The organism is Nonomuraea sp. NPDC005730 (assembly GCF_040630865.1).
In the GTDB taxonomy this organism is placed as follows: domain Bacteria; phylum Actinomycetota; class Actinomycetes; order Streptosporangiales; family Streptosporangiaceae; genus Nonomuraea.
On the sequence record NZ_JBEXYK010000119.1, the window covers coordinates 1 to 10,202 of the forward strand.

A 10,202-nucleotide genomic window follows, 5' to 3' on the forward strand; every position below is an offset into this window, starting at 1 on the left:
CGCCGCGATCTGGCACAACTGGAACACCGGCGCCCCCGTGAAACGGTCCCTGACTGCCTACGACCATTAACCCAAATTCACATCAGCGATCTAGGCCGCCACCTGCCCGGCCGTACGGCGCCGGCGGACGCGCGCGCCGAGGATCAGGGCGGCCAGCAGGGACGCCGCCGCCGAGGCCAGCAGGATCGCGCCCTTGGCCTGCGTCAGGTACGCCGGCCCGGTGTAGGAGAGCTCGGCGATCAGCAGCGAGACGGTGAAGCCGATGCCGCCCAGCACGCCCACGCCGGCGATGTCGCTCCAGCCCAGCCGCGGGTTGAGATGGGCGCTGGTGAGGCGCGCGGTGAGCCAGGCGGCCCCGACGATGCCGAGCGGCTTGCCGGCCAGCAGCCCGGCCAGCACGCCCCAGGTGACGGTCCCCGCCCAGAAGCCGCCCGCCCCCGACAGGGAGATCCCGGCCGACAGCAGCGCGAACACCGGCAGCACCACCCCGGCGCAGAACGGCCGCAACGCGTGCTCGGCACGCTGCGAGGGCGGCTCCGGCTCGCCGGCGCGCGGCCGGGTGCGCATCAGCAGGCCCATCGCGACGCCTGCGATCGTCGCGTGCACCCCGCAGGCGTGCACCAGCGCCCAGATCAGCACGGCGAGCGGCCCGTACAGCAGCCACGCGGGCAGCGCGCGGCGCACGGCGGTGACCGCGCGGCCCCGCCCGTGCTGCAGGTACGCCCACACGCACAGCGCGGCGGCGGCCCCGGACAGGGCGGCCAGGTTCAGCCCCGAGGTGTAGCCGACGGCGATCACGACGACCGCGCACACGTCGTCCACGGTCGCCAGCGTCAGCAGGAACGTGCGCAGCGGGGCGGGCAGGCCGCGGCCCACGACGGCCAGGACGGCGAGCGCGAAGGCGATGTCGGTGGCCATCGGCACGCCCCAGCCGCGGGCCGCCTCGCCCGGCGCGGCGGCGTTCACCGCCAGGAACAGCAGCGCCGGGACCACCACGCCGCCGAGCGCGGCCACCACGGGCAGCGCGGCGCGGCGCGGGTCGCGCAGCTCGCCGTGCACGAGCTCCTGCTTGAGCTCGTTGCCGACGATGAAGAAGAACACCGCCAGCAGCCCGTCGGCGGCCCACGCCTGCGCGCTCAGGCGCAGGCCCAGCGCCTCCGGGCCGAAGGACCACGTGCGCAGGGCCTCGTAGGAGCCGGCGAGGGACGAGTTGGCCCAGGCCAGCGCGGTCAGGGCGGCGACGATGAGCAGGACGCCGCCGACCGCGTCGGAGCGCAGGGCAGTGATGATCCGCGAGGAGGCAGACATGAAGGGAGAACTCCAGGACGTACGGAAACGATCGGGCCGCCGGACGCGCGACCCCGCACGGCGGCCCGCGGAACCCCCGGATCACCTCCGGGCGCGGGCCTCCGCGTGGCGGAGGGCTCTCAGCGGCCCTGCGGCGGGCGGATGCCCGCGATCACGCCCCACGTGCTGACGTAGCCGTTCGTGCCGACCGGACGGAACTCCAGCGGGCGCAGCGGGCGGGCGTGCCGCTCGCGCGCGAGGTGGAGACAGGAGCGGAATTCGCGCACCTTCGCCTCCCTTTGTCCGGTCGTGTCCTCCTCCTACCCTACAAGTTTCCGCCGCCCCGGGAATCGGTACCCGGGTACGGGATGACCGCGGCCCCGCTGCACCGGCCCCGCCTGCCCCTCCCCGCCGCCGCCCTCGCGGATGCGATGTACTGGCCGTCATGACGATGATCCGCTCACTGCTGCTGTTCGCCCTGGCCGCGCTCGCCGAGATCGGCGGCGCGTGGCTGATCTGGCAGGGCGTGCGCGAGCAACGCGGGCTGCTGTGGATCGGCGGCGGCGTCGTCGCCCTCGGCCTGTACGGCTTCGTCGCCACCCTCCAGCCGGACGCCGACTTCGGCCGCATCCTGGCCGCCTACGGTGGTGTCTTCGTCGCCGGGTCCCTGGTGTGGGGCATGGTCGCCGACGGTTTCCGCCCCGACCGCTGGGACGTCATCGGCGCCCTGATCTGCCTCGCCGGCGTCCTCGTCATCATGTACGCCCCCCGCGCCTGACCTCGTCCCCGGGGCGCGCGTCCGCCATGACGCGGCGCATGTCGGCGACGGCCCGCAGCGTTCCGCGCAGGGTGCCGGTCACCTTCGAGCGGCCCGTGCGGGGCAGGTAGTCCACGTCCGTCTCGCCGATCCGCCAACCGGCCGCCGCGGCGCGCAGCACCGTCTCCAGCGGGTAGCCGAAGCGGCGGTCGGCCGTCCCGAGCGACAGCAGTGGCACGCGGGCGGCCGCCCGCATCGGCCCGAGGTCGCGCAGCGCCACCCCGGTGCGGCGGCGCAGGCTCCGGGCCAGGACGGCGTTGCCCAGCCGGGCGTGTCCCGGCCAGACGCCGGCGCCGCGCGGCCGACGGCGTCCGAGCACGAGGTCGAGCTCCCCGTCGAGGACGGGCCCGGCCACCCGGGGAAGCTGGGCGGGATCGAGCGAGGCGTCGGCGTCCATGAAGCAGACCAGGTCGGCGGAGGAGGCCAGCAGCCCGGCGTGGCAGGCGGCGCCGAACCCGCGCACGGGCTCGGCGACCACCCGCGCCCCGAGCTCGCGGGCGACCCGCGCCGAGCCGTCGGTGGAGCCGTTGTCGACGACGATCGGGCGGTAGCCGGGGGGCATGCGCCCGAGCACCCAGGCGAGCGCGGCCTCCTCGTTCAGGCAGGGCAGGATCACGTCGACCGTCATGACCGGGCGAACCCCGCCATCCCGGCCTCGAACCCGATCTCGGCGCGGAAGCCGAGCTCGGCCTCCGCCCGCCGGGGCGAGGCGACGATGTGGCGGACGTCGCCCAGCCGGTAGCCGCCGGTGACCCGCGGTCCGGGGCCGCCGCACCCGGCGGCGAGCACGCGGGCCATCTCCCCCACGGTGCGCGGTGCGCCGGAGGCGATGTTCCAGGCCCTCAGCCCGCCGGCCGGCCAGGACGCGGTCAGGGCCGCGAGGTTCGCCCTGGCCACGTCCCGCACGTGGACGAAGTCGCGGAGCTGGCGGCCGTCCTCGAACACCGCCGGCGCCCGGCCGGCCCGCAGCGCGGAGCGGAAGATCGCGGCGACCCCGGCGTACGGGGTGTCGCGCGGCATACGGGGCCCGTAGACGTTGTGGTAGCGCAGGGCCGCCACGGTCCCGCCGGTCTCCCTCGCCCAGTTGGCGGCCAGGTGTTCCTGGGCGAGTTTGCTGGTGGCGTAGGCGTTGCGCGGATCGGGCGGGGCGTCCTCCTCGATCGGCGCCCAGCGCAGGGGCTCGCCGCAGTGCGGGCAGGGCGGCTCGAACCGGCCGCCGTCCAGGTCGTGCGCGGCCCGCGGGCCGGGCCGGACGTCGCCGTGCGACGCGCACGCGTAACGTCCCTCGCCGTAGACCACCATCGAGGAGGCCAGCACCAGCCGGGTGATCCCGTGCCTGGCCATGGCGGCCAGCAGCACGGCGGTGCCGAAGACGTTGACGCAGGCGTAGGCGGGCAGGTCGGCGACGTCCACGCCCAGGCCCACCTTGGCCGCCTGGTGCACGACGGCCTCGACGCCGGGCAGCAGCGCGTCCAGCGCCGTGGCGTCGCGCACGTCCGCGCCGGTCCGCGTGTCCAGGCCGACGACGTCGTGGCCCGCCGCCGCCAGGGCCTCGGCGACGTGGCCGCCGATGAAACCGGCCGAGCCGGTGACCATCACTCTCACGCCGCCGACGGTAGCCGCCGGGCCGGGCGGGCCGAAGCGGCGTTCGCGGTTCGTAAGGCTTCTTACGAAGAACGAACGTGCACCGCCGCGGCGGCCCCGGACCGGCCCCGGGATGCGAGGCTGCCGCCGTGAACCGGAACACGACGGTGGCCGCCGGGACGCTGGCCGCCCTGGCGGCCGTGGTGCTGCGGCTGGTGACTGGCCCGCCCCACCTGGGCTGGTACCTGGCGGCCTGGGCGCTGTTCGCGGCCGCGCTGTGGCAGACCGCCCGGCTGCCGGGACGGACGACGGCCGCCCTGGTCCTGGCCGGCGGGATCACGCTCGCCGCGACCGGCCTGGCCGCCCCGCCGAGCAGCAGCACCGACTCCTTCCGGTACGCCTGGGACGGCCGGGTGCAGGCCGCCGGCATCTCGCCCTACGACCACCCGCCGGCCGACCCGGCGCTCCTCCGGCTGCGCGACGACTGGCTCTTCCCGGCCGCCTGCGACGCCCCGGCCCTGTGGCCCCTGCCCGGCGGCGGCTGCACCCGGATCAACCGCCCCACCGAGCCGACGATCTATCCGCCGGTCGCGCAGGGCTACTTCCTGCTGGTCCACTGGTTGTCGCCGGACGGGGTGCGGCACAAGGCGCTCCAGCTCGGCGGCTTCGTGGCGGCCGTGGCCGTGCTGGCGATCCTGTGCCGGGCGGCGGGGGCCCGGCGGGCGGCGTACTGGGCGTGGTGCCCGGCCGTGCCGGTGGAGGCGGTGAACAACGCGCACGTCGACGTGCTGGGCGTGCTGCTGGTGGTGCTGGCCTGCACCGCCGTACGGGGGCGCGGCGCGCTGCTCGGCGCGGCCGTGGCGGCCAAGCTGCTGCCCGTGACCGCGCTGCCCGGCGCGCTGTCCGGGGTGCTGGCCGGGGGCCCGGGTGCCTGGCGGCGGCTCCTCGGCATCGTCGTGCCCGCCGGGCTCGTGGTCGCGCTGTCCTACCTGCCGTACGTGCTGGCCTCGGGCGCCTCGGTGGCGGGCTACCTGCCGGGTTACCTCAAGGAGGAGCGCTACGACGGGCCCGGCGGCGGGAACCGCTACGCCGTCCTGCGGCTGCTCGTGCCGGACGGGTGGGCGCCCTGGGCCGCTATCGCGGTGCTCGGCCTGGTCGTCCTGGCCGTCCTGCGGTACGGCGAGGCCGACCGCCCCTGGCGCGGCGCGCTGCTGGTCAGCGGCTCCCTCCTGCTGCTGTTCACCCCCGGCTACTCCTGGTACGCGCTGCTCGTCGTCGCCCTGGCCGCCCTGGACGGCCGGTGGGAGTGGCTGGGCGTCGCCCTGGCCGGCGCGGTCGCCTACACCGCCGGCCCGGCGGCCCCGGGCAGCCCCGGCACCCCCGTGTACGCCCTGGCCGCCGTGGCCGTGCTGGCCTGCTGGGCCGTGCGGCGGTCCCGCGGCGATCACCTGCTGTCATCGGCACGGAAGGACTGAGGAAGCTGAGTCGTCCCACGTTCGAGCACTTGCCGCAGATCGTGCTCATCGCCAAGGAGCCCGTGGCCGGGCGGGTCAAGACCCGGCTGACGCCCCCGTACAGTCCGGCCGAGGCCGCCGCGCTGGCCGAGGCCGCGCTCCGCGACAGCCTGCGCGCCGTCGCCGCGACCCCCGCCGGTCAGCGGGTCCTCGCTCTGGACGGCCTGCCGGGCCGCTGGCTGCCGCCCGGTTTCGTGGTGATCCCGCAACGCGGCGCCGGTCTGGACGAGCGCCTCGCGGCGGCCTTCGCCGACGCCCACCGGCTGCGGTCCGGGCCCGTCGTGCTCATCGGCATGGACACCCCGCAGGTCACGCCCGAGCTGCTGCGCGAGGCAGGGGAGGCGCTGGCGGACCACGACGCGGTGTACGGCCCGGCGGCCGACGGCGGTTTCTGGCTGCTGGGGCTCCGGCGGCCGGACCCGGCGCTGCTCCTCGGGGTGCCCATGTCGCACCCGGAGACCGGCAAGGTCCAGCTCGACCGGCTCGTCCGCGCCGGGCTGGCCGTCCACCACCTGCCCGAGCTGGTCGACGTCGACACCGCCGCGACCGCGACCGCAGTGGCCCACCAGGCCCCCACATCCTGCTTCGCCACCACCCTCCGAACGCTGCACCGATGACCGGGGAGAGCCATGCCGAACAGGGAGCCGGGCCGGTGATCGGGGAGATCTACGCGGCCGCGCTCGCGGGTGAGCGCGCCGAGATCGAGTACCTGGACGGCACCCGCGCCGAGCTGGCGGCCGCGCGCTGGTCAGCGCCGATCGACGGCGACGAGGAGCTCCTGAGCCGCTGCCGCAGCCCCACGCTGGACATCGGCTCCGGCCCCGGCCGCCTCACGGCGGCGCTGACCCGGCGCGGCGTCGCCTCGCTCGGCATCGACGTCACGCCGCACGCCGTCGCCCTGACCCGCCGGGCGGGCGGGTTCGCCCTCCTGCGGGACGTCTTCGAAGACGTCCCCGGCACCGGCCTGTGGGCGACGGCGTTGCTCGCCGACGGCAACATCGGCATCGGCGGCGACCCCGCGGCGCTGCTGCGCCGGGTGCGGCAGCTCGTACGGCCGGGCGGCACCGTCCTGGCCGAGCTCGCGCCGCCCTGGACGCGCAGCCGGGTCGACCGGGTACGGCTGCGCCGGGGAGCGCGTGCCGGGGAGTGGTTCGGCTGGGCGACCGTCTCGGCGGCCGACATCGGGCGCCTGGCCGCGAACGCGGGGTTCACGGCCGCCCCCTGCCGGCCCACGCACGGCCGCTGGCTGGCCCACCTGCACTGACATCCAGCCCCCCGCCGCCCACGACCCGCCGGCACTGGCGTCCGACGCCGGGGCCGCGCCGGGATCAGCGTCCGGTCGGGCCGCCTGCTCGGCGCCGCTCAGTCGGCGCCGCTCAGTCGGCGCCGCTCAGTCGTCGTCGGCGTCGTCGTCGCCACCGGTCCTGCCGTGGTCGTCGGCGTCGTCGGCGTCGTCGTTGTCGGCGGTCTGGCCGTTCTTCTGGTCGGTCTTCTGGGCGTCCGTGCGGTCGTCCGCCTGGTCGTCCGCCTGGTCGTCCGCCTGGTCGTCCGCCTGGTCGTCGGCGTGGTCGTCGGACTCGTCGGTCTCGTCGGCGAGGACGGTGCCCTTGGCGGCGTCCACGGTGATCTCGCGCTCGGTGCCGTCGGCGGCGTCGATGTCGATCTCCCAGACCTGGCCGGCGTCCTCGTTCTCCAGCTCGGCCGAGGTGACCTTGCCGCCCGGTACCTTCTCCAGCGCCGTCTTCTCGGCCTGCTCCCGGGGCACCGCCGGAGCGGGCGCGGACGTGGGGGTGGACGTGGGGGTGGAGGCGGTGGCGAAGGCGGTGCCGGCGCCCGCGGCGAGCACGGCGGCCGTGGCCAGTCCAGCGATGATCATAGGCTTGCGCATGCGGAAACACTCCGTCGGTTCGGTCGTCGTCCTGACGCCTCCCACAGTGGCCGCCGGGACGATAGCGACGAACTGCGGGAACCCTAACGTCCGGTTAAGACGCCGAACGGGCCCCGCACCCCCGACGGACCTACTCGTAACGGGCGCGGCGGGCGATCTTCTCGAACCCGAGACCGCCGAAGAGCGCGGCCGAGGCCGGGTTGTTGACGTTGACGTCCAGGAAGACCTGGCCGGCGCCGCCCTCGCGCATCCGTGCGAGCGCCGCGACGGCGAGCGCCCGCGCCAGCCCGCGCCGCCGCCACCCGGGGACGGCCCCGACCTGGATCAGGAACTCCTCCGCGCACGTCACGAAGCCGACGGCGACGTCCCCCTCGAACGCCACCAGCGAGCACCCCGGCAGGAACTCGTCGTCGACCAGCCAGTCCACCCACTCCTCCCGCGTCCATCCGGGAAAGCCGGGACGGTCCGCGAAGGACGCGGAGTACGCCTGGTGGAAGGCCCCTTCGGTAAGCGGGGACCACTCCTCGACCGTCACCTGCGCCGGCATCGGGACGTCCGGCAGCGGCCGGGCCAGGTCGCGCCGGAAGACGTCCTCGGCGAACGCCTGGCGGAAGCCGCGCGCCAGGAAGAGGTCGTGCGCCTGCGGGGTCAGCGACTCGGTCTCCAGCCGCACCTTGCCGGGCTCGGCGGCCAGCCGGTCGAGCAGGCCGGACCCCAGCCCCCGTCCGCGGTGGTCGGGGTCGACCAGGCCGGTCGCCGCCGACGTCTCGCCCACCGGCCGCACGGCCCCGCAGGCCACCAGCCGGCCTTCGGTGAACGCGCCCACTGCGGTGCCGCCGGTGTACCTGCGTTCCAGGAAGGAGGGCGACGCGGTGGCCGGGAGCCCGCCGTCGCGCGCCGCGCACCTGCCGGCCAGCCCGGCGATCGCCGGCAGGTCCGTGGCGGACAGCGCGGCCCATTCGATGCTCACCGTGGTCTCCTTCGCGTGCGGATGATCGATTATGTCATCACGCGGGGCCACGCTGGCGGAGAGCGCGATCAGCCGCTTCGCGGGACGCAGTCGAGGACGACGTTGCCGAGCGGGGTGTGACGAACCCCGGCCACGTCGAGCCCGGCCTGGGCGGCGAGCGCGGCGTAGTCGGCGACGGTGCGCTCCCGGCCGCCGCTGATCACGAGCATGCGCAGGTCCATCTCGGCGAACATGGCCGGGTCGTCGCCGGCGCCGCCCCGGGACTCGATCAGCACGACCCCTCCGTGCGGCCCGGCCGCGTCGGCGCAGCGCCGCAGGACGCGCTCGGCGTCGGCGTCGTCCCAGTCGTGGATCACGCGTCTGAGCACGTAGACGTCGCCGCCCGGGGGCAGCGGCTCGAAGAAGCTCTGGCCGGCGAACGCGCACCGCCCGTCGAGCCCGAGCCCGGTCAGGAACCGCCGGCCCCGCTCCAGCGTGTCCGGCAGGTCGACGAGCGTGGCCCGCAGCCCCGGGTGGGCCCTCAGCATCTCGGCGATCAGGGCGCCGGTGCCGCCGCCGACGTCGACCACGTGCCGCACGCCGGACCAGTCGTACCCCTCGGCCGCGTCGGTGAGGTCGTCGGCACCGGCGGCCATCAGGACGTCGAACGACTCGCCGACCTGCCGGTGGGTGGCGAGATGGTGCCAGATCGGGGCGCCGTGGACGCTCTCCCACGCGGGCCGCCCGGTGCGGACGGTGTGCAGCAGGCCGGTGAACGCGACGTCCATCTGCCCGCCGAAACCGTCGAGGTCGAGCCGGTCGCGCATCATGGAGGGATGGCCGGAGGCCAGCAGCGCGGCGGGCTCGTTGACCGCGAACACGCCGGGCTCCCGTTCGGCGTAGACGCCGTGGCAGGCCAGATGGCGCAGCAGCCGGCCCAGGGCGTCGGCGTCGGCGCCCGACCGGTGGGCCAGCTCCTCGACGGGCAGCTCGTCGCCGCCCATCAGATCGGTCAGGCGCAGGGTGGCCGCGACGCGTACGGCCATCGGGGTGACCATGTCCGTGACGGGGGCCAGCACCTCCCACGCCGCCTGCCACGCCGTCGGGTGGACGGTCTCGTCGCCGGTGCCTGTCACGGCCGCAGCCCCCTTCTCCCAAAGGATCAAGGCTCGTCCGCAACCTACCACGCGATCCCCGCCTCGGCCCGTCCCGCGCCCGAATTCCGGCGCCGGGGCCGCCTTCGGGGTGCGTCAGCCCAGGAGCCTGGAGAACAGGGCCCCGAGGCCGAGGCCGCTCAGGAGCGACCTCGGCCGGTCCTGCTCGGTGGTCGCCGCCGACAGGGGCACGTCGGCAGCGGGGCAGGCCGCCGAGGGCCGGCCGGTCAGGGCGTCCAGCGTCCTTCTGACGCCGAGCGCGTCGAGCAGCGACGTCCGGGACGACGCCGTCGTGACGTACATGCCGTCGTCGGAGGTGACGATGGTCGAGGTGCCGTCGGTGACGCACGTCTCGGGCCGGTTGACCAGCGCTTCGAGCACCGCCGTGGCTCCCGCGGCGTCCAGCAGGGACGCCGGCTCCGCCCTGGCCGACGCGCCGGTGTCCGGCAGGCCGGTCTCCGCCCAGCCGGTGTCCGGCGTACCGGTGGCCGACGTGCCGGTGGCCGACGTGCCCGTGTCCGACGTGCCGGTGTCCGGCGGTCCGGTGATCGAGGAGCCGGTGGCCGGGGCGCATCCCAGGGCGCCGGCGACGAGCGGCTCCAGGATCCGCCGGGCCAGCGTGTCGCTGTCCGCCGCGGTCAGCCGGGACTCCTCCGTGCCGCCGCCCGGCCTGCTCACCCCGATCTCCCGCTCGACGTCGAGCAGGAAGGCGTCGAGCACGCCGGGGAACTCGGCGGCCTCGGCGAACGACGCGTCCGCCGAACGCGGCAGCGCCCCGGGCCGGTCCGCCGGGCGGACGAGCCCCTGAAGGAACGTCCGCACGGCCGAGGTGTCGAGCAGCGCGCCCGCCGCGACCGAGGGCCCGCCGGCGATCTCGACCCGGGCGGCCACGCAGGGCGCGGCGACGCTGCCGCCGTCCTCGGCCGCCGCCGGGCCCCCCGCCCGCAGCACCCCCGGTGCGGCCCGGCCCGGGACCGCGATCGGTGTGTTGCACATGGGTGTGTGCCTG

At 76.0% G+C, this 10,202-nt stretch carries 11 protein-coding genes and 1 pseudogene; 4 read left to right on the forward strand and 8 right to left on the reverse strand.

The genetic code is table 11. From position 1 onward, the window contains the following. Positions 1–90: 90 nt before the first annotated feature. On the reverse strand, positions 91–1,308 hold the full coding sequence (gene nhaA / locus ABZ444_RS50800; protein WP_358012497.1) for a Na+/H+ antiporter NhaA: 1,218 nt from the start codon (positions 1,306–1,308) through the stop codon (positions 91–93). Between the two features lie 119 nt (positions 1,309–1,427). Beyond that, the gene (locus ABZ444_RS50805; protein WP_352325968.1) at positions 1,428–1,574 is read right to left on the reverse strand and encodes a hypothetical protein; all 147 of its coding nucleotides are present in this window, start codon (positions 1,572–1,574) and stop codon (positions 1,428–1,430) included. Positions 1,575–1,732: 158 nt separating this feature from the next. On the opposite strand from ABZ444_RS50805, the gene ABZ444_RS50810 reads away from it, so the two are divergent. Next, positions 1,733–2,065 carry a YnfA family protein gene (locus tag ABZ444_RS50810; RefSeq protein ID WP_357968670.1) on the forward strand — a complete coding sequence of 111 codons (333 nt, stop codon included), beginning with the start codon at positions 1,733–1,735 and terminating at the stop codon, positions 2,063–2,065. Here the strand turns inward: ABZ444_RS50810 and ABZ444_RS50815 are convergent. Together ABZ444_RS50815 and ABZ444_RS50820 are read right to left on the reverse strand one after the other, a co-directional pair. Next, on the reverse strand, positions 2,043–2,732 hold the full coding sequence (locus ABZ444_RS50815) for a glycosyltransferase family 2 protein (RefSeq protein ID WP_358012500.1): 690 nt from the start codon (positions 2,730–2,732) through the stop codon (positions 2,043–2,045). The genes ABZ444_RS50810 and ABZ444_RS50815 overlap by 23 nt on opposite strands. Next, on the reverse strand, positions 2,729–3,709 hold the full coding sequence (locus ABZ444_RS50820; RefSeq protein WP_358012503.1) for an NAD-dependent epimerase/dehydratase family protein: 981 nt from the start codon (positions 3,707–3,709) through the stop codon (positions 2,729–2,731). The genes ABZ444_RS50815 and ABZ444_RS50820 overlap by 4 nt, the downstream gene beginning before the upstream one ends. 128 nt (positions 3,710–3,837) lie before the next feature. Here ABZ444_RS50820 and ABZ444_RS50825 point away from each other — a divergent pair, with 128 nt between their 5' ends. Genes ABZ444_RS50825 through ABZ444_RS50835 form a run of 3 tightly spaced genes read left to right on the forward strand, consistent with a single transcriptional unit; the run spans position 3,838 to position 6,466 of the window. Next, positions 3,838–5,163 (forward strand): glycosyltransferase 87 family protein, encoded by a 1,326-nt coding sequence (locus ABZ444_RS50825; RefSeq protein WP_358012506.1) that lies wholly within the window; start codon positions 3,838–3,840, stop codon positions 5,161–5,163. A 29-nt stretch (positions 5,164–5,192) separates the two neighbouring features. Further along, entirely contained in the window at positions 5,193–5,819 is a 627-nt protein-coding gene (locus ABZ444_RS50830; protein ID WP_358012509.1) for a TIGR04282 family arsenosugar biosynthesis glycosyltransferase, read from the forward strand. Beyond that, positions 5,816–6,466 (forward strand): methyltransferase domain-containing protein, encoded by a 651-nt coding sequence (locus tag ABZ444_RS50835; protein WP_358012512.1) that lies wholly within the window; start codon positions 5,816–5,818, stop codon positions 6,464–6,466. The genes ABZ444_RS50830 and ABZ444_RS50835 overlap by 4 nt, the downstream gene beginning before the upstream one ends. A gap of 126 nt (positions 6,467–6,592) precedes the next feature. Here ABZ444_RS50835 and ABZ444_RS50840 read toward each other — a convergent pair whose 3' ends face one another. From ABZ444_RS50840 to ABZ444_RS50855, 4 genes and pseudogenes are all read right to left on the reverse strand, one after another. Continuing rightward, the gene (locus ABZ444_RS50840; protein WP_358012515.1) at positions 6,593–7,090 is read right to left on the reverse strand and encodes a PepSY domain-containing protein; all 498 of its coding nucleotides are present in this window, start codon (positions 7,088–7,090) and stop codon (positions 6,593–6,595) included. Positions 7,091–7,220: 130 nt separating this feature from the next. Beyond that, complete coding sequence (locus ABZ444_RS50845; protein ID WP_358012518.1) at positions 7,221–8,060, reverse strand: GNAT family N-acetyltransferase; 840 nt, start codon at positions 8,058–8,060, stop codon at positions 7,221–7,223. A gap of 68 nt (positions 8,061–8,128) precedes the next feature. Then, complete coding sequence (locus ABZ444_RS50850) at positions 8,129–9,175, reverse strand: methyltransferase (protein WP_358012521.1); 1,047 nt, start codon at positions 9,173–9,175, stop codon at positions 8,129–8,131. A 114-nt stretch (positions 9,176–9,289) separates the two neighbouring features. Then, positions 9,290–10,202 (reverse strand): annotated as a pseudogene (locus ABZ444_RS50855) (hypothetical protein); the annotation flags it as partial.

What these genes read in the sequence shown, in the direction of transcription:
- nhaA (WP_358012497.1), bottom strand. Translation starts at nt 1,308, where the DNA reads ATGTCTGCCTCCTCGCGGATCATCACTGCCCTGCGCTCCGACGCGGTC.
- ABZ444_RS50810 (WP_357968670.1), top strand. Translation starts at nt 1,733, where the DNA reads ATGACGATGATCCGCTCACTGCTGCTGTTCGCCCTGGCCGCGCTCGCC.
- ABZ444_RS50815 (WP_358012500.1), bottom strand. Translation starts at nt 2,732, where the DNA reads ATGACGGTCGACGTGATCCTGCCCTGCCTGAACGAGGAGGCCGCGCTC.
- ABZ444_RS50835 (WP_358012512.1), top strand. Translation starts at nt 5,816, where the DNA reads ATGACCGGGGAGAGCCATGCCGAACAGGGAGCCGGGCCGGTGATCGGG.
- ABZ444_RS50840 (WP_358012515.1), bottom strand. Translation starts at nt 7,090, where the DNA reads ATGCGCAAGCCTATGATCATCGCTGGACTGGCCACGGCCGCCGTGCTC.